This window comes from Aeromicrobium sp. IC_218 (genome assembly GCF_004336805.1).
Taxonomy (GTDB): Bacteria; Actinomycetota; Actinomycetes; order Propionibacteriales; family Nocardioidaceae; genus Aeromicrobium.
This window is the reverse complement of sequence record NZ_SJXM01000018.1, coordinates 39265-65532: the sequence shown is the minus strand read 5'-3', so window position 1 is coordinate 65532 and position 26268 is coordinate 39265. Positions and strand designations below refer to the sequence as shown.

At 73.6% G+C, this 26268-nt stretch carries 27 protein-coding genes; 9 read left to right on the top strand and 18 right to left on the bottom strand.

What is annotated here, in order from left to right; all coding sequences use genetic code 11:
- A partial coding sequence (locus E0W78_RS15520; protein ID WP_207392787.1) for an Hpt domain-containing protein occupies positions 1–532 on the bottom strand: 532 nt, incomplete at its 3' end.
- Positions 533–696: 164 nt separating this feature from the next.
- Here E0W78_RS15520 and E0W78_RS15515 point away from each other — a divergent pair.
- Positions 697–1425: an SGNH/GDSL hydrolase family protein gene (locus tag E0W78_RS15515; protein WP_131404839.1), complete on the top strand. Its 729-nt coding sequence runs from the start codon at positions 697–699 to the stop codon at positions 1423–1425.
- 118 nt (positions 1426–1543) lie between these two features.
- Here the strand turns inward: E0W78_RS15515 and rdgB are convergent, their stop codons facing one another.
- Genes rdgB through murI form a run of 4 tightly spaced genes read right to left on the bottom strand, consistent with a single transcriptional unit; the run spans position 1544 to position 4500 of the window.
- Positions 1544–2161, bottom strand: a complete 618-nt coding sequence (gene rdgB, locus E0W78_RS15510; RefSeq protein WP_131404838.1) for an RdgB/HAM1 family non-canonical purine NTP pyrophosphatase — start codon at positions 2159–2161, stop codon at positions 1544–1546.
- Complete coding sequence (gene rph, locus E0W78_RS15505) at positions 2158–2880, bottom strand: ribonuclease PH (protein WP_131404837.1); 723 nt, start codon at positions 2878–2880, stop codon at positions 2158–2160. Before rph ends, rdgB begins: the two co-directional genes overlap by 4 nt.
- Before the next feature lie 43 nt (positions 2881–2923).
- Positions 2924–3685: an MBL fold metallo-hydrolase gene (locus E0W78_RS15500; protein ID WP_131404836.1), complete on the bottom strand. Its 762-nt coding sequence runs from the start codon at positions 3683–3685 to the stop codon at positions 2924–2926.
- A complete protein-coding gene (gene murI, locus E0W78_RS15495) occupies positions 3682–4500 on the bottom strand; it encodes a glutamate racemase (protein ID WP_131404835.1) in 819 nt (272 codons plus the stop codon). Before murI ends, E0W78_RS15500 begins: the two co-directional genes overlap by 4 nt.
- Positions 4501–4606: 106 nt before the next feature.
- Between murI and E0W78_RS15490 the strand changes: the two genes are divergently transcribed.
- On the top strand, positions 4607–5971 hold the full coding sequence (locus E0W78_RS15490) for a GH1 family beta-glucosidase (protein ID WP_131404834.1): 1365 nt from the start codon (positions 4607–4609) through the stop codon (positions 5969–5971).
- Positions 5972–6144: 173 nt separating this feature from the next.
- Here the strand turns inward: E0W78_RS15490 and E0W78_RS15485 are convergent, their stop codons facing one another.
- From E0W78_RS15485 to E0W78_RS15475, 3 genes are read right to left on the bottom strand one after another with little or no spacing between them, the layout of a single operon-like run.
- A complete protein-coding gene (locus E0W78_RS15485) occupies positions 6145–7095 on the bottom strand; it encodes a cysteine synthase family protein (RefSeq protein WP_131404833.1) in 951 nt (316 codons plus the stop codon).
- The gene (locus E0W78_RS15480; RefSeq protein ID WP_131404832.1) at positions 7095–7382 is read right to left on the bottom strand and encodes a MoaD family protein; all 288 of its coding nucleotides are present in this window, start codon (positions 7380–7382) and stop codon (positions 7095–7097) included. The genes E0W78_RS15485 and E0W78_RS15480 overlap by 1 nt, the downstream gene beginning before the upstream one ends.
- A gap of 1 nt (position 7383) precedes the next feature.
- On the bottom strand, positions 7384–7839 hold the full coding sequence (locus E0W78_RS15475; protein ID WP_131404831.1) for a M67 family metallopeptidase: 456 nt from the start codon (positions 7837–7839) through the stop codon (positions 7384–7386).
- Between the two features lie 201 nt (positions 7840–8040).
- On the opposite strand from E0W78_RS15475, the gene E0W78_RS15470 reads away from it, so the two are divergent.
- The gene (locus E0W78_RS15470) at positions 8041–10590 is read left to right on the top strand and encodes a hypothetical protein (protein WP_131404830.1); all 2550 of its coding nucleotides are present in this window, start codon (positions 8041–8043) and stop codon (positions 10588–10590) included.
- Positions 10591–10711: 121 nt separating this feature from the next.
- Here E0W78_RS15470 and E0W78_RS15465 read toward each other — a convergent pair whose 3' ends face one another.
- Together E0W78_RS15465 and clpS are read right to left on the bottom strand one after the other, a co-directional pair.
- On the bottom strand, positions 10712–11299 hold the full coding sequence (locus E0W78_RS15465; RefSeq protein ID WP_131404829.1) for a DUF2017 domain-containing protein: 588 nt from the start codon (positions 11297–11299) through the stop codon (positions 10712–10714).
- A complete protein-coding gene (gene clpS / locus E0W78_RS15460; protein WP_207392789.1) occupies positions 11296–11586 on the bottom strand; it encodes an ATP-dependent Clp protease adapter ClpS in 291 nt (96 codons plus the stop codon). The genes E0W78_RS15465 and clpS overlap by 4 nt, the downstream gene beginning before the upstream one ends.
- A gap of 84 nt (positions 11587–11670) precedes the next feature.
- On the opposite strand from clpS, the gene E0W78_RS15455 reads away from it, so the two are divergent.
- From E0W78_RS15455 to E0W78_RS16650, 4 genes are read left to right on the top strand one after another with little or no spacing between them, the layout of a single operon-like run.
- Positions 11671–12963, top strand: coding sequence for a nicotinate phosphoribosyltransferase (locus E0W78_RS15455; RefSeq protein WP_131404827.1), 1293 nt, complete (start codon positions 11671–11673; stop codon positions 12961–12963).
- On the top strand, positions 12960–13508 hold the full coding sequence (locus E0W78_RS15450) for an isochorismatase family protein (protein ID WP_131404826.1): 549 nt from the start codon (positions 12960–12962) through the stop codon (positions 13506–13508). The genes E0W78_RS15455 and E0W78_RS15450 overlap by 4 nt, the downstream gene beginning before the upstream one ends.
- A complete protein-coding gene (locus E0W78_RS15445; RefSeq protein ID WP_131404825.1) occupies positions 13505–14806 on the top strand; it encodes a GNAT family N-acetyltransferase in 1302 nt (433 codons plus the stop codon). Before E0W78_RS15450 ends, E0W78_RS15445 begins: the two co-directional genes overlap by 4 nt.
- A 36-nt stretch (positions 14807–14842) precedes the next feature.
- Complete coding sequence (locus tag E0W78_RS16650; RefSeq protein WP_165570536.1) at positions 14843–15088, top strand: hypothetical protein; 246 nt, start codon at positions 14843–14845, stop codon at positions 15086–15088.
- A 76-nt stretch (positions 15089–15164) separates the two neighbouring features.
- On the opposite strand, the gene E0W78_RS15435 is transcribed toward E0W78_RS16650, so the two are convergent.
- The 3 genes from E0W78_RS15435 to E0W78_RS15425 all read right to left on the bottom strand — a co-directional run bounded on the left by E0W78_RS15435 (position 15165) and on the right by E0W78_RS15425 (position 20555).
- A complete protein-coding gene (locus E0W78_RS15435; protein ID WP_131404824.1) occupies positions 15165–15950 on the bottom strand; it encodes a GNAT family N-acetyltransferase in 786 nt (261 codons plus the stop codon).
- 53 nt (positions 15951–16003) lie between these two features.
- Positions 16004–17314 carry an HNH endonuclease signature motif containing protein gene (locus E0W78_RS15430; RefSeq protein ID WP_131404823.1) on the bottom strand — a complete coding sequence of 437 codons (1311 nt, stop codon included), beginning with the start codon at positions 17312–17314 and terminating at the stop codon, positions 16004–16006.
- A 352-nt stretch (positions 17315–17666) separates the two neighbouring features.
- On the bottom strand, positions 17667–20555 hold the full coding sequence (locus E0W78_RS15425; protein WP_131404822.1) for an esterase-like activity of phytase family protein: 2889 nt from the start codon (positions 20553–20555) through the stop codon (positions 17667–17669).
- Between the two features lie 153 nt (positions 20556–20708).
- Between E0W78_RS15425 and E0W78_RS15420 the strand changes: the two genes are divergently transcribed.
- Positions 20709–20999: a hypothetical protein gene (locus E0W78_RS15420; RefSeq protein ID WP_131404821.1), complete on the top strand. Its 291-nt coding sequence runs from the start codon at positions 20709–20711 to the stop codon at positions 20997–20999.
- Here the strand turns inward: E0W78_RS15420 and E0W78_RS15415 are convergent.
- Positions 20996–22036, bottom strand: a complete 1041-nt coding sequence (locus tag E0W78_RS15415) for an LLM class flavin-dependent oxidoreductase (RefSeq protein WP_131404820.1) — start codon at positions 22034–22036, stop codon at positions 20996–20998. The genes E0W78_RS15420 and E0W78_RS15415 overlap by 4 nt on opposite strands.
- Positions 22037–22134: 98 nt before the next feature.
- Here E0W78_RS15415 and E0W78_RS15410 point away from each other — a divergent pair, with 98 nt between their 5' ends.
- Positions 22135–23208, top strand: coding sequence for a crosslink repair DNA glycosylase YcaQ family protein (locus E0W78_RS15410; RefSeq protein WP_131404819.1), 1074 nt, complete (start codon positions 22135–22137; stop codon positions 23206–23208).
- A 3-nt stretch (positions 23209–23211) separates the two neighbouring features.
- Here E0W78_RS15410 and E0W78_RS15405 read toward each other — a convergent pair whose 3' ends face one another.
- From E0W78_RS15405 to E0W78_RS15390, 4 genes are all read right to left on the bottom strand, one after another.
- Entirely contained in the window at positions 23212–23613 is a 402-nt protein-coding gene (locus tag E0W78_RS15405) for a hypothetical protein (RefSeq protein WP_131404818.1), read from the bottom strand.
- Between the two features lie 160 nt (positions 23614–23773).
- Positions 23774–24643: an oxygenase MpaB family protein gene (locus E0W78_RS15400; RefSeq protein WP_242686381.1), complete on the bottom strand. Its 870-nt coding sequence runs from the start codon at positions 24641–24643 to the stop codon at positions 23774–23776.
- Positions 24644–24663: 20 nt separating this feature from the next.
- Positions 24664–25620, bottom strand: a complete 957-nt coding sequence (locus tag E0W78_RS15395) for an alpha/beta hydrolase (RefSeq protein ID WP_131404817.1) — start codon at positions 25618–25620, stop codon at positions 24664–24666.
- Between the two features lie 27 nt (positions 25621–25647).
- Complete coding sequence (locus E0W78_RS15390; RefSeq protein WP_131404816.1) at positions 25648–26268, bottom strand: LON peptidase substrate-binding domain-containing protein; 621 nt, start codon at positions 26266–26268, stop codon at positions 25648–25650.

Sequence of the window (26268 nt, the reverse complement as noted above, 5' to 3'; positions counted from 1 at the left end):
CGGCCGGGGCCTCGGCGACCGGCGCCGGGGCGGCGGGCGTCTCGACGACCGGCTCGGCCTCGGGCTCGGCGACCTCGGCGACGACCGGCTCGGCCGGGGCAGCGGCCTCGGGCAGCAGGTCGGCGACCGGCGTGGCGGCGGGCTCGCGGCCCTCCAGCACGGCGGTGATGGCGGCCACGGCGGCGGCGACCTCGACGCCCTCCTCGGTGCCCCGCTCCTCGATCGCCGCGAGCAGCTCGCGGACGACGTCGACCATGGCGAGCAGCACGTCGGTCGTCGTGGGCGTCATCGACATCTTGCCGTCCCGCAGGCGGGCGAGCAGGTTCTCGCCGACGTGCGTCACGGACTCGAGGTTGTTGAAGGCCAGGAAGCCGCTGGTGCCCTTGATCGTGTGGATCGTGCGGAAGATGCTGCCGAGCAGCTCACGAGAGCCCGGCTCCTGCTCGAGGGCCACCAGGTCCCGATCCAGCTGATCGAGGTTCTCGTAGCTCTCCACCAGGAATTCCTGGACGATCTCGTCCATCTCTTCCATGGGTCCCGCCTTTCCGTCTTCCATGACCGGTCGGGGTGGTTCATCGGCCGTGGGGCATGGCATCTGAGCGGTTTGTCACGTGATCGTCATCGACGAAACGCTCCCCGCGGGGGAGCCGCGGACGTACGCTTCTCCGGTCACCACTACTGCTCGGAGCACCACCCGTGAAGCGCCCCTCCCGCCCCACCCGTCGCGCCACGACCGCCCTGGTCGCCATCGCGCTCGCCGTCGGCCTCGTCTCCCTCACCACGACGCAGGAGACGCCCCGCGCGACCGCCGCGGCCGCGGGCACCACCGCCCCGGGCGCCGGCGCCTTCACCGACATGACGGTCGTGGGCGACTCGATCACCGCGCTCTACAACGACCGCCCCGGTGACGCCCGCCAGGGCTGGTGGAGCATCGTCGGCCGCCACCTCGGCGTGCCGGTCGAGCGGTACGCGCAGTCCGGCTCGGGCTACCTCAAGGTCGGGAGCCGCTGCACGGGCGACACCTTCGGCGACCGTCCCGGCGCGCTCGCCTCGCACCCGGACCTGCTGGTGATCGAGGGCGGGCGCAACGACTGGTCGTACTGCCGCGACGGACTCCCGGCCGTGGCGCCGGACGCGATGGTCGAGGAGGCCGTCACCGGCTACCTCGACGCCGTCCGCGACGCGGTGCCCGCGACGACGCGCGTGATCGTCCTCGGCCCGCCGTGGGGCCCCGAGGCCCACGAGCACGCCGCCCGGGTCACCGCGATCGTCCGGGCGCAGGCCGAGGCGCACGGGTTCGAGTTCGTCGACATGACCGACGTGCTGGACGCCTCGACGGTCTACGACGGCACGCACCCCGACCGAGACGGCAGCCGGCGCATCGCCCAGCGGCTCATCGCGCACCTCGAGGGCGCCCGCGCCTGACCCGCTCCCCCCGAGCGACCATCCGCTCCCTGAGCGTGTCGAAGGGAGCCTTCGACACGCTCAGGCAGCGGCAGTCGCCTCAGGTCGCAGAGGCGGACCCCGGCAGCGGAAGCGGGGCTCAGCCCCGCAGGGCCTCGGCGACCTGCGGCGCGATGGCGGCGAGCGCGCGACCGCGGTGGCTGATGGCGTCCTTCTGCTCCGGGCTCAGCTCCGCGGTGGAGACGTCGAACCCGTCGGCGGCGAACAGCGGGTCGTAGCCGAACCCGCCCTCGCCCTGCTCGGCGTGCAGCACGCGGCCGGGCATCTCACCGTGCACGACGACCTCACGGCCGTCGGGCAGGCACAGCGCGACGGCCGCGCGGAAGGTCGCCCCGCGGCGCTCGTCGGGCACGTCGGCCAGCTGCGCGAGCAGCAGCCGGTTGTTGGCGGCGTCGCCGCCCTCGTGCTTGGGCACGCCGCTCCAGCGGGCGGACAGCACGCCGGGCATGCCGTTGAGCGCGTCGACGCAGATGCCCGAGTCGTCGGCCAGCGACGGCAGGCCGGTGACGTCGCGGCAGGCGCGCGCCTTGATGAGCGCGTTGCCCTCGAAGGTCGGCTCGGTCTCGGCCGGCTCCGGGTAGGCCTCGACGTCGGCCAGGCCGAGCACCTCGACGCCCGGCACCAGCGGCTCGAGGATGCGGCGCAGCTCGGCCAGCTTGTTGGCGTTGTTGGACGCCAGGACGACCCGCGCGCTCATCCGAGCAGCGCCTGCTCCTGCAGGCGGGTGAGGTCGGCGCAGCCCTTGGCCGCGAGCTCGAGCAGGGCGTCCAGCTCGGCCTTGTCGAACGGCGCGCCCTCGGCGGTGCCCTGCACCTCGACGAAGGAGCCGCCGCCGGTCATGACGACGTTCATGTCGGTCTCGGCACGGACGTCCTCGACGTAGGGCAGGTCGAGCATGGGGACGCCGTCGATGATGCCGACGCTCACCGCGGCGACCGAGTCGAGCAGCGGCTCGCCGACCGTGGCGCCCTCGCCCTTGAGGAAGGTGATCGCGTCGGCCAGGGCGACGTAGGCGCCGGTGATGGCCGCCGTGCGCGTGCCGCCGTCGGCCTGCAGCACGTCACAGTCGATCATGATCGTGTTCTCGCCCAGCGCCTCGTAGTCGATGGACGCGCGCAGGGCGCGGCCGACCAGGCGGGAGATCTCGTGGGTGCGGCCGCCGACCTTGCCCTTGACCGACTCGCGCGAGGAGCGGTCGTGGGTGGCGGCCGGGAGCATCGCGTACTCGGCGGTGACCCAGCCCAGGCCGCTGCCCTTGCGCCAGCGAGGCACGCCCTGCTCGACGCTCGCGGCGCACAGCACGCGGGTCTTGCCGAACTCGACCAGGCAGGAGCCCGCGGCGTGGTCGAGCCACTTGCGGGTCAGGGTGATGGGGCGCAGCTCGTCGACGGCGCGGCCGTCCTCGCGGGTCGTCATGTCCTCGACCCTACCGAGCGCCACCGACGCCCGGCCGGACGCGTCAGAGCTCGTAGACCTGGCCGGCCTCGACGAGCGTCCACGCGCCGTCGAACGTGGTGGCGACGTCGCGGCCGACCTCGTCGCGGTCGGTCCAGGCCGGCACGTGGGTGACGAGCAGACGCCCGACGCCGCAGCGCCGCGCGTACTCGCCGGCCTCCGCCCCGGTCAGGTGCAGGTTCGGCGGGTTCTCCTGGGACTCGACGAACGACGCCTCGCACAGCAGGACGTCCGCCCCCTGCGCCGTCGCGGCCAGCGCCTCGGTCGGGCCGGTGTCGCCGGAGTAGACCAGCGTCGCGTCGCCGGCCTGCACCTTGAGCGCGTACGCCTGCACCGGGTGGTCGACGAGCACGGGCGTCACCGTGAACGGGCCGAGCACGACCGGCTCGTCGGCCCGCCACGGACGGAAGTCGAACTGGTCGCCCATGCCCGAGCCGGCGTCCGGGCCGTGGGCGCGGGCCATGTAGTCGGCGGTGTCGTCCGGGCCCCACACCGGGATCGGGTCGAGCGCGCCGCCGGGGTGGTACTTGCTGAAGACGAAGAACCCGCACAGGTCGATGCAGTGGTCGGGGTGCAGGTGGCTCAGCACCACCGCGTCCACCTCGCGCGGGTCGACGTGGCGCTGCAGCGCGCCCAGCGCGCCGCTGCCCATGTCCATGACGATGCGGTAGGTGCCGCCCTCGTGCTCGGCCTCGAGCAGGTAGGAGCTGGCCGGCGAGTCCGGGCCGGCGTAGGAGCCGGCGCAGCCGACGATCGTGAGCCTCACGAGACCACCTCCGGACGCAGCCACGCGAACTGGTCGACCGTCTCCAGCTCCGGACCGAGGAAGCGGCGGCCGAGCCGGGCGAACTCCTCGGGACGTCCGGTGGTGAGGAAGCGGTGCCGTGGCGCGGGCAGCGCGGGGTCGCGCTCCAGGCCCTCGCGGACGAGCAGGCCGTAGACGTCCTTGGCCGTCTCCTCGGCGCTCGAGACGAGCGTGACGCCGTCACCCATGACGTAGGAGAGGACGCCGGTGAGCAGCGGGTAGTGCGTGCAGCCGAGCACGAGGGTGTCGACGTCGGCGGCCTGCAGCGGGGCCAGGTACGCGCGGGCGACGTCGAGCAGCTCGGGGCCGCTGGTGACGCCGGCCTCGACCAGGTCGACGAATCGGGGGCACGCCTGGGTGAACAGGCGGACGTCCGGGTTGGCGGCAAAGGCGTCGTCGTAGGCCTGGGACGTCGCGGTCGCGGTGGTGCAGATGACCCCGACGCGTCCGTTGCGCGTGGCCCGGACGGCGCGCCGCGTGGCCGGCACGATGACCTCGACGACGGGGACGTCGTAGCGCTCCCGGGCGTCGCGCAGCACGGCGGCGCTGGCCGAGTTGCAGGCGATGACCAGGGCCTTCACGCCCTGGTCGACGAGGTGGTCCAGGCACTCCAGCGCATACTCGCGCACCGCGGAGATCGGCTTGGGCCCGTACGGCTGCCGGGCGGTGTCGCCCAGGTAGAGCACCGGCTCGTGCGGAAGCTGGTCGAGCACGGCCCGGGCGACGGTGAGCCCGCCGAAGCCGGAGTCGAAGATCCCGATGGGTGCGTCAGCCACAAGCCGAGAGCGTACCCGTGAGTGCGTGCCGCACCTAGGCGAGAGCGCCCGGTGTGGCGGGGGTCGCGCAGCCACGGTGAGCCTCGCTCCCCCGCAGACTGGCGCCATGACCGACCTGCAGCTCGGACCGGACTTCGTCTGGGGCGTCGCCACGGCGTCCTACCAGGTCGAGGGCGCGGTGACCGAGGACGGCCGCGGGCCCAGCGCCTGGGACGTCTTCGCGTCGCGTCCCGGCACCGTGCGCGAGGGGCACACCGGTGACGTCGCCTGCGACCACTTCCACCGCTACCGCGAGGACGTCGCCCTCATGGCCGACCTCGGGGTGGACGCCTACCGGTTCTCCGTCGCCTGGCCCCGCGTGATGCCCGACGGGCTCACCGTGGAGCCGCGCGGCCTGGACTTCTACGAGCGGCTCGTGGACGCGCTGCTGGAGAAGGGCATCCAGCCCAGCGCGACGCTGTTCCACTGGGACACCCCGCAGGCGCTCGAGGACCGGGGCGGCTGGGAGTCGCGCGACGTCGCCGAGCGGTTCGCCGAGTACGCCGGTGCCGTGGCCGAGCGGCTGGGCGACCGGGTGACGCGCTGGATGACGCTCAACGAGCCGGTCGTGCTGACGATGATGGGCCACGCCACCGGACGCCACGCCCCGGGCAAGCAGCTCGGCTTCGGCGCGCTGCAGGTGGCGCTGCACCAGCTGCTCGCGCACGGGCGCGGCGTCCAGGCGCTGCGGGCGGCGGGCGCGACCGAGGTGGGCATCGCCAACAACCACGTGCCCGTGTGGCCGTCCGACGAGCGTCCGGAGTCGGCCGAGGCCGCGGCGTTCTTCGACTGCCTCTACAACCGGCTCTTCCTCGACCCGCTGCTGCTCGGCGAGTGGGGCGTCGACGGGTTCGAGGACCTCGTCGAGGGCGTCCGCGACGACGACCTGGCGACCATCGGCCAGCCGATCGACTTCCTCGGCGTCAACTACTACAACCCCCAGGCGGTGGGCGCGCCCGGCACCGGCACGGACCCCGCCGTGGTCGACGGCGCCATGCTCCCGCCGGACCTGCCGTTCACCTTCCACGACATCGACAGCCCGACGCACAGCGACTTCGGCTGGCCGATCGTGCCGGCGGGGCTCACCGAGGTGCTCGTGGCCCTCCGCCAGCGGTACGGCGACCGCCTGCCGCCGATCTACATCACCGAGAACGGCGGTGCGTTCAACGAGGAGCCGGACGAGCACGGACGCGTCGCCGACCAGCGACGCATCGCCTACACCGAGGCGCACCTGCAGGCTCTGCGCGCGGCCATGGACGCCGGCGTGGACGTGCGCGGCTACTTCCACTGGTCGCTCATGGACAACTTCGAGTGGGCCGAGGGCTACGCGATGCGGTTCGGCCTCGTGCACGTGGACTTCGAGACGCTGGCGCGGACGCCCAAGGACTCCTTCGCCTGGTACCGCGACGTCATCGCGTCCCAGCAGCGCTGAGCCCGCTCGCGCACGGCGGGCGGTGAGTCGTCGTCACTCTCCGAGGCGTCGCGGGCCGAGCGGTGGGTGGTGGTCACGTCCTGCGCGGAGAGTGACCACCACTCACCGTCCACCGCGGGAGAGTGACCAGGACTCACCGGCCACCCACCGGCCCGGACGAGCGAGGGACGCGCTCAGGCCCAGAGCTGGCCCTCGAGGGCGTCCTCGGCCTCGTCGATGGTGCCCTCGTAGGCGCCGGTCGACAGGTACTTCCAGCCGCCGTCGCAGACCACGAAGACGATGTCGGCCTGCTCCCCCGCCTTGACCGCCTTGGCCGCCTGGCCGAGCGCGGCGTGCAGGATCGCGCCGGTCGAGATGCCGGCGAAGATGCCCTCCTGGTCGAGCAGCTCGCGCACCCGGCGCACCGCGTCGCGCGGGCCGACCGAGAAGCGTCCGTCGATGAGGGACGCGTCGTACAGCTCGGGCACGAAGCCCTCGTCGAGGTTGCGCAGCCCGTAGACGAGCTCGCCGTAGCGGGGCTCGGCGGCGACGATGCGCACGTCCGGCTTGTGCTCGCGGAAGTACCGGCCGACGCCCATGAGGGTGCCCGTGGTGCCGAGCCCGCCGACGAAGTGGGTGACCTCGGGCAGGTCGGCGAGGATCTCCGGCGCCGTGCCGAGGTAGTGCGCCTCGGCGTTCGCCGGGTTGCCGTACTGGTAGAGCATCACCCAGTCGGGGTGCTCGTCGGCGACCTGCTTGGCGACGCGCACGGCCTCGTTCGACCCGCCGGCCGCCGGGCTGGAGATGATCTCCGCGCCCCACATGCGCAGCAGCTGGCGGCGCTCCTCGGACGTGTTCTCGGGCATGACGAACACGCAGCGATAGCCCTTGAGCCGGGCGGCCATGGCGATCGAGATGCCAGTGTTGCCGCTGGTGGGCTCCAGGATCGTGCAGCCCGGGCGCAGCGTGCCGTCCCCCTCGGCGACCTCGATCATCCGCAGCGCGGCGCGGTCCTTGATCGAGCCGGTCGGGTTCCGGTCCTCGAGCTTGGCCCACAGCCGCACGTCCGGGGACGGCGACAGCCGCGGCAGCCCGACGAGCGGGGTGCCGCCGACGCTGGCCAGCAGCGAGTCGAACCGGGTCATCAGAGCGAGTCGACGGCACCGCCGGCGACGGCCGGCAGGATGACGACCGTGTCACCGTCGGCGACCGGGGCCTGCAGGCCGCCGGTGAAGCGGATGTCCTCGTCGTTGACGTACACGTTCACGAAGCGGCGGACGTCGCCCGCGTCGACCAGGCGCTCCTTGATGCCGGCGTGGCGCGACTCCAGGTCGTCGATCAGCTCGGCGACGGTGCTGCCGCCGGCCTCGACGGCGCGCTGGTCGCCGGTGTACGTGCGCAGGATGGTCGGGATGCGGACCTCGATGGCCATGTCACTTCGCTTTCTGGGTGGACTCGTCGGTGTCGTAACGCTCGACGACGCGGACTTCTTCCTCGGTGACCTGGCCGTCGACGATGCGGAAGGAGCGGAAGTCGACCGGGCCGGACTCGTGCGCGCCGTCGCGGGTCGAGACCAGGACGTAGTGGGCGTTGGGCTCCGAGGCCAGGTTCACGTCGGTGCGCGACGGATAGGCCTCGGTCGCGGTGTGCGAGTGGTAGATGACCACCGGCTCCTCGTCGCGGGCGTCCATGTCGCGGTACAGCGCGAGCAGGTCGGCCGAGTCGAACTCGTAGAACGTCGGCGACATCGCGGCGTTCAGCATGGGGACGTGGCGGGTGGGGCGGTCCGAACCGTACGCACCGGCGATGACGCCGCACGCCTCGTCGGGGTGGTCGCGACGGGCGTGCTCGATGATCGCGTCGCGGAGGCCCTGCTCGATCGTCAGCACGCTGGCGACTGTACCGACGGCGTCCCACCGGGTGAGACGACGACCGCAGCGTGAGACTCGTCGCGGGTTGACCGTTTCGCCACGCGGCGCGCCGGGGGCACCTAGGCTCGTGCTCGCCGCAGCAGGACGTCCTCGACCGCCTGCCGCACCACGCCGCTCGGGCGTCGTGCGGGCCTCCCCCGCACGAACCGAAGGACCCCCATGCACCGCGCTGCCCGACGCCTGCTCACCCTGCTGCTCGGGACGGCCCTCGTCGCCGCCCCGCTGACGCTCGTCGCCGCCCCGGCTCAGGCCGCGCCCGCCCCGAGCGGTGGGACGGTCGTCGCATGGGGCTACAACTCCAACGGTCTGACCGACGTGCCGGCCTCACTCGCCACCAAGAAGGTCGTCGCCGTCGCGGCCAGCGGGATGTTCTCCCTCGCGCTCACCGACGACGGCGCCGTCACGGCCTGGGGCGACAACACGTACGGCCAGCTCGACGTCCCGGCCGCCTTGGCGGCGAAGAAGGTCACGGCGATCGCCGCGGGCGGGAACCACTCGCTCGCCGTCGCCGACGACGGCACCGTGACCGCCTGGGGAAGCAACATCACGGGCCAGACGAACGTGCCGGCCGCGCTCACCGGCAAGCACGTGATCGCTGTCGCCGCAGGGTACGGGCACTCGCTCGCCCTCACGGACGACGGCACCGTCACCGCCTGGGGCGACAGCGCCGTCGGCATGACGAACGTGCCGGCCTCACTCACCGGAAAGCACGTCACCTCCATCGCCGCCGGTCAGTACTTCTCACTCGCCCTCGCCGACGACGGCACCGTCACCGCGTGGGGCGACAACTACTACGGCCAGAGCACCGTGCCGGCCTCTCTCACCGGCGAGCGTGTCACGGCGATCTCTGGTGGCGGGAACCACGCGCTGGCCCTCACGGACGACGGCATCGCCACTGCGTGGGGCTACAACGGCTACGGCCAGACCAGCGTGCCGGCCTCTCTCACCGGCAAGCGCGTCACCGCGATCGCTGCCGGACAGCTGCACTCGCTCGCCGTCACCGATGACGGCCTCATCACCGGGTGGGGCCAGAACAACGCAGGACAGACCGCCGTCCCTGCTTCGCTGGCCGGCAAGCGAGCCGTCACCGTCGCGGCGAGCGTCATCCACTCCCTGGCCATCGTCGTCGACCCTCCGACCCTGACCACCGACCTGACGGACGACACCGCGACCATCGCCGCCGGCGAGTCCGTGTCGTTCGACCTGGTCGTGAACGGCGCCAGCATCACCACCGGCACCTGGACGATCGACGCGGACGCCGGCGTGGGTAGCACGACCGACGGCACGGAGAAGGTGACGCTCCGCTCCACCAAGGCCGGCACCCACGTCGTGACCCTGACCGTGCCGACGACCGAGGGGCCGGTCACCGGGACGGTGACGCTGGTCGTCACGCCGGACGCCGTCGCGACGCTGGACGTCACCGGTCCCGCGAGCGCCCAGCACGGCGACACGGTCTCGCTGACCGCCACCGGCACGGACCGGTTCGGCAACCCCACCGGTGACGAGACGGACGACGTCACGGTCGCCAGCAGCAGCCCGGCGGACACGATCAGCGGCGCCGACGTCACGTTCGGCTCCGCCGGCGCCCGCACCCTGACGGTCACCCACACGCCCACCGGCGTCACGGCGACCCGCACGGTCACGGTGAGCCTCAACGCGTTCGCCACGTCGCCGTCCCCCGCCATCAGCGGGGTCGTCAAGGTCGGCGAGACGCTGACCGCCGACGCCGGTGCGGTCGCACCGACGCCGGACTCGCTGTCCTACCAGTGGCTCGCCGACGGTCGGGAGATCGCCGGCGCTACGGGCGCGACGTTCACGCCCGGGACGAAGCAGGTCGGCGCACGGCTCAGCGTCCGGGTCACCGCGCTGCGGACCGGGTACACCGACGCGACGGTGACGTCGGCCGAGACCGCGCCGGTCGCGGGCTCGGCGGCACCCAGCCCGCGCATCGACGTCGCCGCCGCGAAGCAGCAGCTGCGCCGCGGCCAGTCCACGACCCTGACCTGGACGTCCACCGACGCCGACCGGGTCACCGCCTCGGGCGCCTGGACCGGCACCAAGCCGGCCACCGGACGCGCGACGGTCAAGCCCGGCCTCGGCACGTCCGTCTACCGGCTGACCGCCACGAACGCCGCCGGCACCGCCTCCGCCCAGGTCGCGGTGACCACGACCCGCCAGGCCACCCGCCTGCGCGTCGCCGCCACCGACCGGCCCGTCGTCCGCGGCACGCGCACCCGCATCTCGGTGCGCGGCCTGGACGCCCGCGAGACCTACTCCGTCCGCGTCGCCGGTCGCACCGTCGCGCGCGGCACCGCCGACGCCCGCGGCACGGCCACGCCGGCCGTGACGCTCCCCTGGACCGCGCCCACGGCCGGCCGGGCTGTCGTCGTCACCGGCTCGGTCGCCGACCGGACCGGCCGCGACAGCCTCGCCGTGGTGACCGGGAAGCTCGCCGCCACCGCCAAGAAGTCCGCGGCACGCGCGTCGACCGCCCAGCGGATCACCGTCCGCGGCCTCGTCCCCGGCCAGAAGGTGCGCGTCACCTACCGCGGGAAGACGATCAGCGCCGCGACGGCTCGAGCGTCCAAGAACGGCACCTACACGGTCCGCTTCGACGTCGGACAGCGCTGGGGCACCAAGAAGGTCACCGTCCGCTCCGGCGACCGCACCACCCGGACGTCCTTCACCGTCACGCCGCGCCACGGCTGAGCCGGACCGGCCGCCCCCGCGGGGCGGTGAGTCATCCACGACGCGGACGTCCGCGGTGGTGGATCACTCACCGCCCACCGCGCTGGGTCGTGGACCACTCACCGCCCACCGGCGCGGCCCGTCAGTCGAGGGCGACGACGAGCGACTCCTGGACGAAGCCCAGCCAGTCGTACACGTCGCCGAAGGCGATGACCGCGTCGTCGTCGGACTGCTCGAGCCGCTCGAGGTCCTCGTCGGTCTCGATGCCCAGCCGCACGGCCAGCGCGAGCCGGACGTCGGTGAGCGCCCGCAGCCAGGCCTGCACCTGGGCGGGGTCGAGCTCGACCTCGACCTCGGTGCCGTCGTCGCTGTCGGCGATCGGGCCGTCGTCCAGGCCGCCGGCGCGCAGGGTCTCGATCAGCACCTCGGCGTTCGCGACCTTGCTGGAGACGAGCGACTGCTCGGTGAAGCGGCGGAACTCGGCCGCGTCGTCGGCGTCGTCGCGGTAGGCGTCGGGCAGCAGGCGGCGCAGCACCGGGTCGTCCGGCGGCAGCGCGGGCCCGCCCATGCCGAGCTGGGTGGCGAGCGGGTCGGCGCTGGACTCGGACTCGCCGCTGCGGTCGCGCAGCAGCTCCACGACCTGCGCGGAGAGGTTGGCCAGCAGGTGGGCCTCGGCCGACTCGAAGGTCGCCTGGACGCGTCCGCGCCGGCGACGGCGGAAGGGCTTCACACGCCGCTCCTCTGCAGGGTCGCCCACAGGCCGTACTCGTGCATCGCCTGCACGTGACGCTCCTGCTGCTCACGGCTGCCACTCGACACGACCGCCTTGCCGTCGTGGTGCACCGCGAGCATGAGCTCGGTGGCCTTGTCCTCGGTGTAGCCGAAGTACTCGCGGAACACGTAGGCCACGTACGACATCAGGTTGACCGGGTCGTTCCACACGATGGTGACCCACGGGTCCTCGAGCCGGACGTCGTCGGCGACGTCGGGCTCGTCGATCTGGACGGGGGTCGGCATGCTCACGTCCCCCATTGTGGCGGACGCCGTCCCGCGGCCCAACGCCGCGGAGCGGGTGCCGTCCGGCCGCACTAGCCTGGCCCGGTGACCACAGGGCTGCTGACCGACCACTACGAGCTGACGATGCTCCAGGCGAGCCTGCGCGACGGCACGGCCGGGCGCGCGTCCGTCTTCGAGCTGTTCGCGCGCCGCCTGCCCGACGGACGCCGCTACGGCGTCATCGCCGGCGTCGGCCGCGCGCTGGACGCCATCGAGCGCTTCCGCTTCGACGAGGACGACCTGGAGTTCCTGCGGGCCCACGACGTCGTCGACGCCCCCACGCTGGACTGGCTCGCCGACTTCCGGTTCGGCGGCGACGTCTGGGGCTACCCCGAGGGCGAGGTCTACTTCCCCGGCTCCCCCGTCGTGGTCGTCGAGGGCTCGTTCGCCGAGGCCGTGCTGCTCGAGACGGTGCTGCTGAGCATCTACAACCACGACTCGGCGATCGCGTCGGCCGCCGCGCGCATGCGCACCTCCGCCGCCGGCCGCCCGCTCATCGAGATGGGCTCGCGCCGCACGCACGAGTGGTCGGCGGTCGCCGCCGCCCGCGCCGCGTACGTCGCCGGCTTCGGCGCGACGTCCAACCTCGAGGCCGGACGCACGTGGGGCGTCCCGACCACGGGCACGAGCGCGCACTCGTTCACGCTGCTGCACGACTCCGAGCGCGACGCGTTCGTCGGACAGGTCGAGTCCCTCGGCCGCGGCACCACCGTCCTCGTCGACACCTACGACGTGGCCGAGGCCGTCCGCACCGCCGTCGACGTCGCCGGCACCGGCCTGGGCGCGGTGCGCCTGGACTCCGGCGACCTCGTCTCCCTGGCCGCCGAGGTGCGCCAGCAGCTCGACTCCCTGGGCGCCACCGACACCCGCATCATCGTCACCAGCGACCTGGACGAGTTCGCCATCGCCGCGCTCGCCCAGGCGCCGGTCGACGGCTACGGCGTCGGCACCGCGCTGGTCACCGGCTCGGGCGCGCCGACGTCCGGCTTCGTCTACAAGCTCGTCTCGCGCGAGGGCCCCGACGGGCAGATGGTGCCGGTCGCCAAGAAGTCCAAGGACAAGGCGTCCACCGGCGGACGCAAGCAGGCGCTGCGCCGGCGGGACGCGCGCGGGGTCGCCACCCACGAGGTGATCGGCGTCGACGTGGCGCCGCACGACGACGGCGACGACCGCTCGCTGCTCGTGCCGCTCGTGCGGGGCGGCGAGCGCGTCGACCACTCCACGCTCGACGACGCCCGCAAGCGGCTCGACGACTCGCTCGCCGAGCTGCCGCCGTCGGCGTGCCAGCTCTCGCGCGGCGAGCCCGTGCTGCCGACCGTCTACGAGGGGGCGCGATGAGGGCACTGGTCGTCGTCGACGTGCAGGTCGACTTCTGCGAGGGCGGCTCGCTGGCCGTGGCCGGCGGGCACCGCGTGGCCGAGGACGTCCGCACCCTGCTGGCGTCCGCCCACGGGTACGACCACGTCGTGGCCACCCGTGACCACCACGTCGACCCCGGGCCTCACTTCAGCGAGAACCCGGACTTCGTCGACTCCTGGCCACCGCACTGCGTCGTGGGCACGCCGGGGGCCGAGCTCGAGGCGCCGCTGACCGACGACCTGTTCGAGGCGATCTTCGACAAGGGCGAGTACGAGGCCGCCTACTCCGGCTTCGAGGGCTTGGCCGCCGGCACCGGGCTGGCCGCCTGGCTCCGCGCGCACGACGTGACCGACGTGGACGTCTGCGGCATCGCCACCGACCACTGCGTGCGGGCCACCGTGCTCGACGCCGCAACCGAGGGCTTCACCGTGCGCGTGCTGGAGGGACTGACCGCCGCCGTGACGCCGGCCAACCTCGACCGCGTGCGCGACGAGTGGACGTCCGCCGGCGTCGTGGTCGCATGAGCGTCGACGCCGCCGCCCAGCCGGTCGACGCGGCCGCCCAGGAGGAGCTGGCCGGTCGCGGCCTGCGGCTCGGGCTCGTGGGCGCGTCCGACCGCGCCGGACTCGACGCCTGGGCGCAGGCCGTGCGCCGCGGCTTCCTGGACGTCCGTGGGTCGTCCGACGCGCTCGGTGCCCGGCACGAGCTGCGGGGCCACCACCGCCACGTCGGCGTCTGGGACACGACCGTCGCCGAGCCCGCGACGCCCGTGGGGACGCTGGAGAGCTGGACGTCCGCGCTGACCGTGCCCGGAGGGACCGCCGTGCCGGCGTGGGCGATCAGCGGGGTGACGGTCGCGCCCACCCACCGCCGCCGCGGCATCGCCCGCAACCTGCTGGGCTCGGAGCTGCGCACGGCGAAGGCCGCGGGCCTGCCGATGGCGATGCTCACCGTCTCGGAGGCGACGATCTACGGCCGCTTCGGCTTCGCGCCGTCCGCCATGGCCGCCGACCTCGAGGTCGACACCGGCCGCGCCCGCTGGACCGGCCCCGAGACCACGGGCCGCACCCAGCTCGTCGAGCCCGACACCCTGCGCGACGGTGCCGAGCAGGTGCTCGACCGCGTCCGCCGGGCCACCCCGGGCAACATCGTCATGGGCGAGGTCTTCCTGCGCCGCATGCTCGGCACGCTCGGCGAGACGGCCGGCGACACGCACAGCCGGGCGTGGCGCCACCTGCGCCACGACGACGCCGACGGCACGCCGCAAGGCTTCGCGGTCTATCGGCTGGTCGAGGACGACCGGGACATGTCGCGCTCCACCGTCGTGCTGCACCACCTCGTCGCCGCGACCGACGAGGCGTACGCCGCCCTGTGGCGGACGCTGCTCGAGATGGACCTGGTCTCACGAGTCACGGCTCACCTGCGTCCCGTCGACGAGCCGCTCGGCTGGATGGTCGGCGACCGGCGCGCGATCCGCACGACGACGTTCGACCACCTCTGGACGCGCATCCTCGACGTCCCCGCGGCCCTCGAGGCACGCACCTACGAGACGTCCGGGCGCGTGGTGCTGGAGGTCGACGACCCGCTCGGCGTCGCCGGTGGCACGTTCGCGCTCGAGGCGGACGCGTCGGGCGTCGCGCAGGTGAGCGTGACGGAGGCGCCCGCCGACGTACGGCTCGGCGTGGACGCGCTCGCGGCGCTGCACCTCGGCGGGGTCCGGGCGCACACGCTCGCGACCGCGGGGCGGGTGCAGGGCGACGTCGCCGTGCTGGACGCGCTCATGGCCACGGCCCGGGCGCCGTACCTCGACCACTGGTTCTGAGCCGCAGGGCGTCCCCGAGCCGCTAGCGTGCGCATCATGAGCTCGCCGTCCTCCGATCCGTACCGCTCGCCCGCCGCGCTGGGCTTCCTCGCGCTCGGGATCGTGCTGGTCGTGGTCGGCTTCTTCGTCGGCCGGGACAGCGCCGGCGCGGACGAGGGCGGAGAGATCCTCGCTGCGGTCCTGCTGCTCGTCGGGGTGCTGAGCCTGGTGACCGCCGCGGTGGTCCTGGGCACGCGCCTCGCCCTGGTCGAGCACGAGCAGTCCCGCACCCCCGCTCCCTGAGCCGGTCTCCCGTTCTTCGAGCCGGTCTCCCGTTCCCTGGCCGGTCTCCCGTTCCCTGAGCCTGTCGAAGGGACCCTCAGCGCCTCCACTCGTACGGCGTCGTGGTCGACACCTTGCGCAGCCCGGCGCGCTCGAGGATGGGCCGCGAGTACTCGGTCGAGTCGCTGTGCGCGAGCGTCCACCCGCCGGCGAGTGCTGAACGGGCCCGAGCGGCGGTGAGCGCCCGGTAGATGCCCCGGCCCCGCCACGCCGGCAGGGTCGCGCCGCCCCAGATGCCGACGAAGTCGCTGCCGGCGACGGGCTCGAGGCGCCCGGCGCTGACGATCGTCCCCTCGGTCTCGGCGACCCACAGCTCCATGCCGTCGTCCAGCGACAACCGGTGAAGCAGCGCGTCGGCCTCCCGCTCGGACACGGGCTCACCGAACGCCTCGTCCTGCATCGCGCTCATGGCCCGGACGTCGGCCTCGGCGGTGACGCGGCGCAGCGTGACGCCGTCGGGCAGCGGCACGTCGACGGCGAGTCCGGCCAGCGGTCCGACCATCACCGACTCCGTCTCCCCGGCCACGAACCCGTGCGCGACGAGCGCCTCGTGCAGCCCCGGCGCGTGGTCGTGCCCGCGGGTCTTCCACTCGATGCGGGTGATGTCCGGGTCGGCGGTGAGCCGGGCGAGTCCCTCAGCCACGAGCCGGCGGACCTCCTCGGCGTCGACACCACCGAGGTCTCGGTAGGTGACGAACCCGCGTCGGCCCCGGAAGGTCACGAGCCGCAGCGGGCCGAGCCGCTCGACCGACACCGCGCTCGGCGTCTCGGCGTCGGTGCGGAGCTGCTCGTCGTAGGCCCTCAGCAGGGCGGCGTCGTCCATGGGCTCATCCTCGCGTGCGGCAGCCACCCTTCGACAGGCTCAGGGATCGGGGGTCACGCGGGTTCGAGGGTGCGTGGTCGGTGCTTGACGTGGCGGGCGTGGCGCAGGGGTCGTTGTTGGGGGTCGATGCGTGGTGGTGGGATCACTTCGACGACGCCGTCCGCGCTGAGGCGGGCTTGCCAGTCTGAGTCGTGGAGCAGGTGGTGGTGGAAGAAGCAGAACAGCGCGCCGTTGTCGACGGACGTGTCGCCGCCTTCGCTCCATGGCTTGAGGTGGTGCGCTTCGCACCAGCCTGGTGGTCGGTCGCAGCCCTTCCAGGAGCAGCCGCCGTCTCGCTTCGCGAGGGCGATGCGCTGGGACCTGTCGTGGAGGCGCTTCTGCTGACCGACGTCGAGCGGCTGGCTCGCGCCGTCGAGAACCATGGGGATGAGACCGGCATTGCAGGCCAAGCGCCGCGCCTGGCTGGCGGAGAGCCCGGTGTCGGTGGAGAGCATCGCCCGGCCGAGATCGCGGACCAGGTCCTGGTGCTTCATCGAGACCGTCACAGTCGCGGCGACGCCGCCGGCCTGCGGGAACGCGTCCTGAGGGAGGTGCTCGACGAGCTCGCAGAGGGCGAGGCCCATGCGGCGGGCGTGGTCGAGCCGGCCGACCTCGTGGTCGGAGTGCTCACCGTCGACGTCCCGGAATACAGCACCCTCCCTACGGGGCGAGGCGAGGCCTTCGAGGACGGTCTTCAGCATGTCCGCCTGCACGTCCGGCAGCACGCCCCGGATGCTGCTGCGGCCCTTGCCCATCCTGGTGATGGTCAGGTGGGTCTCGTCCCAGGCCTGCTTCTCCTGACGCTCCAGCTGGGCACCGATGATCTCGTCCGCACTGTCAGGATCGACCACTTCCACGATCCGGTTCGCCAGCCGGCGCAGGTCGTCGGCCCCGAACTCACGAGCGTGCTCCAGCAGGGTGGCCTCGGCGTCGTCGTGCTGCTCGTCCACGAACCACTCGGGAAGGGCGTCGAGGGCCTTCAGGATGATCGACGCCTGCGTCGTTGCCAGACCACCGGACGCCCAGGCCTCACGGGTCGCGGTGCCACGGGTCGAGTCGAGGCGGGACAACCCCACCAGCCTCGAGGCCTCACCCCGGGTGATCCCCGTGGTCGAGGCGAGCCAGGCGGTCGTCGACGCGGAGCCGTCCTCGCGCGGGATCGCTCGCTCCTCGACCGCGCCGGCCAACCGCGCAGCGGTTGCGGTCAGGCTCGCGATGGTCCGGTGGATCTCGGCGTTCACGGTACGCAGCTCGGAGTCGGTCAGCGACCACTCCTCCAGGGCGCGCAGCTCCTCGCGCAGACCCTCCAGCTGATCGCTGATCATCCGAAACCCCCGAGTCGAACGTTTGTTCTAGTCTACCTCTGGGCGGTGACAGAACAAGGCGATATCCACTGGCATTGCAGCGGATTTCTCGCTTCGACAAGCTCAGCGAGCGGGGTCGGGCGCGCCGACGAACCGACCGCGCCGAGCACCCCACCGCTTCGTCATCAGCCTCTCGGGCGACCACGCACTCAAGCCTCCTTTCGACAAGCTCAAGGAGCGGGCTCGGGCGAGCGCCTCGGGCCACAGCGCACCCCGGCTCCTTTCGACAAGCTCAAGGAGCGGGCCCAAGGAGCAGAACGCACGGACGCCCCTCCCGCCGCAGCGGGAGGGGGCGCCCCAGGGCACGCGAGGCTCAGCGCACGCGCACCTTCACCGTCGTCGTGCGGCCGGCCGTGTCCTGGCTGCCGAGGTACGACACCGTGAGCGTGTGCAGCCGGCGTCCGGACGGCTTCACCGTCAGCACGACGCGGCCGTTGCGCAGCGTGCCGGTGGCGAGCGTCCGGCGTCCGTCCGTGACGCGGACCGCGCCGGCCGGGACGTGCCGGGCGCCGCGCACCGCGACGGTCAGCCGCACCGAGCGGCCCTGCTTCACCGACGACGCCGAGCGCGTGACCGCGACGCTCGCGGACGCCTTCTGGACGACCACCTTCGCCGTGCCCAGGCTGGACGCGCTGCGGGCCGTGCCCGCGTACGCCGCGGTCAGCGTGTGGCTGCCCGCCCTCAGGCCGGAGACCGAGAACGTCGCCGCACCGTTGCGCACGGCGGCCGTGCCGAGCGTCCGGGAGCCGTCCTTGAGCGTGACCGAGCCGTCGGCCGTGACGCCCGAGGCGCCCTTCACCGCGACCGTCACGACCACCTTCTGGCCGTGGACCGTCTTCGCCGGCGCCTTGACCGACGTGGTCGTGCGCAGGCTGTCGGCGAACACCGTCGAGGCGCCGCCGAGACGCAGGAACACCGTCTCGCCGGTGGCGTCCTTGAGCCCGTCGTTGTCGGTGACGGCGTAGACCTGGCCGTCGGCGGCGATGGTCAGGCCCTCGAGCTTCTCCTGGGTCCAGCCGTTCGTCGCCTGCAGGTCGGGCAGGACGTCGTGGGCCAGCTTCTTCTCCAGCACCGGGACGCCCGTGGGGTCGCCCGCCGGGACGTCGACCGTGTAGACGCGCTTGACCCGCGCCTTCGGGCCGTTCAGCTTGTCGCGCTCGACGACCGCGAGCGTGTCGGCGTCGACCGCCACGATCTCGGACAGGCCCATCCAGTCCGCGCCGTCACGGCGCGGCGTCTGCAGCTCGTAGCCGTACCAGTGCCACTGCTTCGCGGCGACGTCGTAGCGGCCCAGGCGCGTGGTGCTCTCGCCCTCGAAGGCGTCCGTCGGCGCGGTGCCGTCGGTCCAGAGCGGACGCTGCACGGCGACCCACACGTGCTCGCCGCGCGCGTCGGTCGTGGTGGTGACGCCCTCGAGGCCCCACTTGCCGATCTTCGCGGTCACGTCGGCCGGGAGCTCGACGGTCTCGACGACCTCGCCCTTCGCGTCGGTGCGGAGGACCTTGTTGCCGGGGCCGGTCGCACCCTCGACCGCGAGCCAGAACCCGCCGTCGGCGCGCGAGGCGATGCCCTCGACGTCCAGCTTGGCCGGCACGCCGCCGACGGTCACGGGACGCGCCGCGGTGATGACGGCCGGCGTGCGGCGCACGTCGACGGTGTAGAGCTGTGCGACGTCCAGGGCGGCGTCGGACGCGGCGTAGATCGTGCCGGCGTCCGTCGGGTGCGCGGCCAGCGCGCCGAGCGCCGTCCAGCCGACCGGCTTGCCGTCGACGTCCGCCGAGCGGATCGACGGGAAGGCTGCCTGGCCCTTGCCGTGCTCGAACAGCTGCACCGAGGCGCGGACGCCGGTCGCGGCGTCGTCGGTCTCGCTGGAGACCGCGAGCAGGTCACGCGACTCGATCGCGAGCAGGCCCTCGGGCCCGTTCGTCGTCGGCAGCGCGTGGACGTAGCGCGGGTTGCGCGGGTCGGTCATGTCGTAGGCGACGACCACGTTGCTGCGCTCGGAGCCGACGAACGCGTAGCGGGTGCCGCCGAACGTGCCGATCGTCAGGCCCTCGGGCTCGGGGCCCTTCTTCGCCGCGCGGTCCTCGTTGTGCAGGCCGAGGCTGATGACGACGTCGGCGAACGAGCTGCCGGCGTCCCACACGACGTCGCCGGTGGTGGAGTCGAAGACGCTCCAGCCGCGCGAGCCGCCCTTCCAGTCGCCCTCGTTGGCCGTGGCCAGGTAGCGGTCGTCGACCCAGCCGATCGCGTCGGGCTCGCGCACGACGTTCGTGATCGTCTCGGTCGGCGAGATCCTGCCGTCCTTCTTGGTGTCGAACCCGGACGCGGTCACCGCGCCGGCGCTGAAGACGCGCTCGATCGCGCGGGTCGCCAGGTCGATGACGACGACGCCGTTGTTCTCCTGCAGCGTCACGGCCAGCTTGTTCTCACCGTTGATGGACACGTACTCCGGCTCGGGGTCCTGGGGCGTGTCGAGGCCCGCCGCGACGAGCGACGGCAGCGCGGAGCCGTCGGCGTTCGTCAGGTCGATGCGCTGGGTCGTCCATGCGGACGGCGCACCGTCGAGCGCCACGACCTGGACGAAGCCGGCCGGCGCCTGGGGCAGGTCGCCCTTGGCACCCCCGGCGGGGGTGGCCTCCTCGTCGCGCTGGTTCTCGATCGCGACGGCGGCGTACTTCCCGTCCTTGCTGATCGCGATGGAGTCGGGCTGGCCCTGCAGGTCGATGCTGGCGACGCGCTTGGTGTCGGACAGCCGCACGACGTCCAGGCGTCCGGACGGGTTCGCGAAGTCGCCGCCGCTGGTGTCGACCACGACCAGCACGTACTTGCCGTGGACGGCCACGGACGTCGGCTGGTCGTCGGCGTCGCCGAGCTGGGCCAGCGACAGGCTGCCCTCGCCGCGCGGCTTGCCCGGGTCCGTGATGTCCAGGAACCCGATCCGCTTGCCCGGGGCGTCGGTGTAGACGAGCGTCCGGCCGTCCTCGGACGCGGACGAGATCTCGGCGACCGTCTCGCTGCTGGCGGGCACGTCGGCCGGCAGGTTCTGGTACACGGGGTAGGTCGCCGTGCGGTGGAACGCGGACGGCGACGGGGCCGCGGTGGGCGTGGCCTGCGCGCCGGGCGCGAGGGCGGGGACGAGCGCGGCGGTCAGCGCGAGGGTCGCGAGACCGGCCAGCCCGCGGCGGGTGGGTCGGGACATGCTGCTCCTAGGTCGGGGGACGAGCCCGACCAGGCTGGCGGTGCGGCGGTGACCGGGACGAGAGCCGACCGGTGAACGTCCGGCGAACACTCCCGCCGGCCCTTTCGCGGCGAACCCGCCCCGCGGACGTCCGGCGCCGCCTAGGGTCGCGCCATGAGCAGCGAGCCGACCACGACCCACGCCCCGAGCCGCGACCGCACCGAGGCCGGCGACTGGCTGGCGATCGGCGGCTTCGTCCTCCTCGTGGCGGTGCTGCTCGCGGGCACGGGGTGGACGAGCGCCGAGGGCGACGCCCGAGCCGCCCTGGTCGCCCTCGGCGCCGTCACCGCGATCGCCGGCTTCCTGCTGCTCGTGGTGGGCGCCGTCATCGCCGGCACCACCATCGCACTGCGCACCGAGCGGGCCCGCCTGGAGCAGGAGCGCTCGGCGCCGCAGGCGGACTAGCCCAGGAGCTCCTTGGCCAGCAGGGTCAGCGTCTGCTCACGGGCCTCGGACGCGCGGGCGTCGTCGCCGCGGTGCGCGGATGCCACCGGGTGCAGCATGACCTCGTCGACGCCGAAGGAGTCGGCCAGCGCACGGATCTGCTCGGCCGCCTCGCCCGGCTCGCCGACGACGGCGCGACCGATGCCGGACGCGACCATCTCCATGAGCTGCGGGTGCAGGGGCTCGGCCTGGGCGTCCTCGACCAGCTCCAGCGGGCCGAACGGCTGACCGGTGCGCAGCCGCGCCATCTGACGCATCTGGGGCAGGGCCAGCGCCTCGGCCTCGTCGTGCGTGGGCGCGACGACCGCGTTGACTGTCAGGAACGTGGTCGGGGCCGAACACAGGTCGCTCGCGCGGAAGTTCTCGCGGTAGTACGCGAGCGCCTCCGCGGTGCCGTGGCCGGAGAAGTGGTGCGCGAAGACGTACGGCAGGCCCTTCTCGGCGGCGAGCTCGGCGGAGTACATCGACGAGCCGAGCAGCCACATGCGCGGCTCGCTGGCGGCGGCCGGGGTGGCCTTGAGGACGTACTGCTGGCGCGGGACCGGCACGCGGACGCCCTCGGTGCCCATGAGCGCCACGACGTCGTCGAGGTACTGCGGGAACTGGTGGACGTCGGTGTCGTCACGGCCGGCGGCGCCGCGCAGGGCCATGGAGGTGACCGGGTCCGAGCCCGGCGCGCGGCCGATGCCCAGGTCGATGCGGCCGGGGTAGGCGGCCTCGAGCAGGGCGAACTGCTCGGCGACGGCCAGCGGCGCGTGGTTGGGCAGCATGACGCCGCCCGAGCCGAGCCGGATGCGGTCGGTCTGCGCGCCGAGGATGCCGATCATCACCGGCGGCGACGTCGCGGCGACGGCGGCCATGTTGTGGTGCTCGGCGACCCAGTAGCGCTCGAACCCGGCGGCGTCGGCGGTCTGCGCGAGGCGGACGGACGCCGCGACGGCGTCGGCGGAGGTCTGGTCGGAGCGGACGGGCACGAGGTCGAGCACGGACAGGCGCATACCTGGCGCAACGCGCGCCCGTCCCGGTTGCTTCCCGACGTGACGCGTCCCGCACGGAACCCGTGACGGCTGTCGCCACCGGCTGGTAGACCTTCTCCATGCAGGTCACCCGGGCCCAGGCGCTGCGCTACCGCGTGCACGCCCAGCAGCTCGAACGCACCGGCGTGCACGCCGACGCCGCGGTGCTCGACCTGGGCGTCCAGGACACCGGCCCCGACGGTGCCCCGTGGGCCCTGGCCGTCCGCGGCTGCGAGCCGGCCCCCGGCTCCACGGTGCTGGTCTGGACGCTGCGCGGTGCCCCCGCGGTCTACCGCCGCGACGAGATCGCGCAGGTCGCGTCCGCCACCGCGCCGCTCAGCGAGCGCGACGCCGCCAAGCGCGTCTTCGACGCGGCCAAGCCGCTGAAGGCCGCGCACGTCCCGGTCACCGACGCCCTCGCGAAGGTCGCCTCGCTCATGCGCGAGGTCGTCGACCACCCCATGCCCAAGGGCGACGTCTCCACGGCCATGACCGCGCGGGTCGACGAGCCCTACCTGCGCGAGTGCGGCCCGTGCGCCACGACGCACCTGTACGAGCAGCCGTTCCGCCTGTCGGCGCTCCAGGCCGGGCTCGAGCTGCGGCCCCGCACCTCTCCCCCGGTGCTCGAGCGCATCCACGGCTGGTCCGGCCCGCAGCCGGCCAAGCCGCACCTCGACCCGATCCGGGCCTACCTGCACCTCGTCGGCCCGGCCACGCCGGCCGAGGTGGCCGGCTTCCTCGACTCGCGCATCCAGGACGTCGCCACGCACTGGCCGGCCGACGCCGTCACGGTCGAGGTCGACGGCGAGCCGCGCTCCGTCCTGGCCTCCGACGCCGACGCGCTCCGCGAGGCGCCCCGGGCCGAGGCCGTGCGGCTGCTCGGCCCGTTCGACCTGTTCCTGCAGTCGCGCGACCGCGAGCTGCTCGTGCCCGACAAGCGCCACCGCGACGCGCTGTGGCCCCGGCTCGGACGTCCGGGCGCGGTGCTAGCGGGCGGCGAGCTCGTGGGCACGTGGCGCCCGCGCACGTCCGGCGGCACCCTGCGGCTGCAGACCGAGCTGTGGTCACGGGTCGACCCGACCCTGCTCGGTCACCAGGCCGAGCGGCTCGCCGACCTGCGCGGCGTCCGCTTCGGCGGCTTCACCGACGCCTGAGCGTCACCAGCCCGAGGCACGGGCCGCACGCACGAGCCCGTACGACGCGGCCACGGCGAGCACCGCCAGCAGCACGAACGGCCACGGCGACATCAGGTCGGCGCACTCGACCTCGGTGGCCGACGAGGTGCAGTGGACGCCGGGGCCGTGCCGGTGCAGGAACGCGACGTACAGCAGGGGGCCGGCCGCTCCGGCGACCGAGGCGAGCACGGCCCGGGTGCGCATCGCGGGCAGCAGCAGGCCGAGCCCGACCAGCAGGGCCGTGACCGGCAGGACGAAGACACCCACGGTCAGCAGCGCCAGGACGCCGAAGGTGGCCGCGGCACCCAGCACGGCCCAGGCCGCGTGGGCCCACCACGGCACCACGGCGGACGTCCTCGTGGTGCGGTCGTCGGTGACGGTCATGCGGCCTCCCGGGTCGGTCTGCCCGCACGCTACGCCGGATCGTCCCCGCACGTCCCCGCTTCCGTTCGCGCTGAGTGTGACGTTTCGGGGGTCGATCGGGCCGATGGACCCCCGAAACGTCACACTCAGCGGGAACCGGCGCCGGTCGCGCGGTGAGGACCTAGGCCCGGGCGGGCTCGTCGGTCGCCGCGAAGGTGCCGAGCCGCTCGACCAGGAAGCCGCCCGGGTACGAGCGGACGCGCTCCAGGTCGCGGTTGAGCTGCGGCGTGCGGCGGGCCGGGAGCAGCGCCACCACGCGTCCGCGCAGGCGCAGGGCGCCGTGCGAGGCCCGCTCGAACCAGGCCGGCGGGTGGGCGTAGCCGAACGCGTCGCGCAGCGGCGGGTCGAGCAGCGCGATCGAGAACGCGCGCACCAGCCGCTTGGCCGGACGCGGGTAGAAGGTCGTCAGCAGCTCGAGCGTGGCGTCGGCGACCTCGCGCGAGCGCCAGTCGTAGGCGAAGTGCTCGGCCTCGTAGGCGTCCATGAGGTCGGCGAACGCCTCATAGGTGGCGGGGACGTCGTGGATGCCCATGAGCCGGCCGAGCCGCTGGTAGTACCGGACGGTCGCGGTGCGCTCGGCCTCGACGCCCTGGCGCCAGCCGTAGCGCTCGATCCAGCGCACCGGCGTGACGACGAACGTCGACAGCACGTAGAGCATGTCGTCGTTGGAGATGCCGTAGCGCCCGTGCATCTGGTTCATCCGCCGGACGGCCGAGCGCCCGGACGCGGACTCCATGCCGTCCACGTTGATCGCCTCGAGGATCAGCACGGTGTCGTCGTGACGCTTCTGCGTGGCGGTGGTGAACTGCTCGGTCTCGTGCAGCAGCCGGCCGATCGAGGGCACGGCGTACGTCCGGAACAGCGCGAAGCTCAGCGCCTGGGTGACGTCCCAGGGGAACTCCAGCGTCGCCTGGATGCGCGCCATCTCCTCGAAGTCGACCTCGGGGTCGAGCGTGGCCAGCCGGCGCTGCCAGCGGTCCTTCCCCGGCACCCCCCGCACCCCCGGCACCCTCACAGCACGACCCCCAGGAACGCGACGATCTCGTCCAGGGCGTCCTGGGCGGCCGGCACCACGCCGGGGAGGCTGATGAACCCGTGGATGGCCTCGGGGTAGTCGACCACCTGCACCTTCACGCCGGCGGCCTCCAGCACCTCCCGGTACTTCTCGCCGTGGTCACGCAGGGGGTCGTGCCCGGCGGTCAGGATCAGCGCCGGGCACAGGCCCGTGTGGGACGCTGCACGGATCGGCGAGGCCTGCCAGTCCTCGACCCCGTACGCGTCGCCGAGGTAGGTGCGGCTGAACGTGCGCATGCTGCGGCTGGTGAGCACCGGCGCGTGGGCGTTGGCGTCCTCGGACGGGTAGCGCTCGTAGATCTCGACGGCCGGGTAGATCAGCACCTGGCCGCGCAGCTCGACGCCACGGTCACGGGCGTGCAGCGCGCACACCGCGGCGAGGTTGCCGCCGGCGCTGTCGCCCATGACGGCCACGCGCCCGGCGTCGGCCCCGAGCTCGGCGGCGTGGGCCAGAAGCCACTCCAGCCCGGCGACGGCGTCGTCGGACGCCGCCGGGTAGCGGTGCTCGGGCGCCAGCCGGTAGCTCGGCGAGACGACCACCGCGCCGCTGCGGGACGCCACGTGGCTGGCCGCCCAGGCGGACTGGCGCGGCTCGCCCTGGCACCAGCCACCGCCGTGCAGGTTGAGCACGACCGGACGCGGCGTCACCGTGGCGCCGCGCGGCGTGTGCACCAGCACCGTGGAGACGAACCCGTCGCCCAGCGCGACCTCGAGCTCGCGGACGTCCACGTCGGTCGCGGGCCGGCCGAAGATGATCTGGGCGCCGCGCATCGTCAGCTGACGGGTGCGCCGGGCCCGCGTGCGGACCATCGCGTCGTCGTCGACCTCCTCCTGCGGGGACGACAGCCGCCCGAGGACGGCGGCGAACAGGCGGGTCTGCCACGGCATGCTCATGGGACCCCAGGGTGCCCGACCGCGGTGTCAGCGCCCGAAGCGCGCCCGCATGAGCTCCTCGGCGTCGGCGGCCCGTCCGACCAGCTCGGCGGCCAGCTCGGCGGGGGTGGCGACCTGCAGCAGCGCCAGGCGGTCCAGGTCGCCGATCGGCAGGATGGCCGCGAGCTGCCACAGCGCGGTGACCGGGTCCGGAGACAGCTCGACGTCCGGCGACCAGGGCAGCTCGACCAGGGTCGCGAGCCGGGACACGCACCCGCGCACCGCCAGCTCGGCGTCCTGCAGCGCGCGCCGCCAGCGCTCGTCCCAGACCAGGGGCGGACGCGGCCGCACCCGGGCCCGCGGGTACGGGTCGTCGGGCAGCCACTCCACGACGTCCAGCCGGTGTGTGCCGGTGACCAGCATCGCGACGCCGTCGTCGATCGCCTCGACGTGGTCGATGCGCGCCAGCGTGCCGGTGCCGAAGCGGGTGTCGCCGCCGCCGACCTCGTGGCCGCGCTCGATGAGGACGACGCCGAGCTCGGGCCGGTCGGACGCCATCAGGTCGTCCATCATCCGCCGGTAGCGGGGCTCGAAGACGCGCAGCGGCAGCGTCGCGCCGGGCAGCAGCACCGAGCCCAGCGGGAACATGGCCAGCTCCACGTCGTCCAC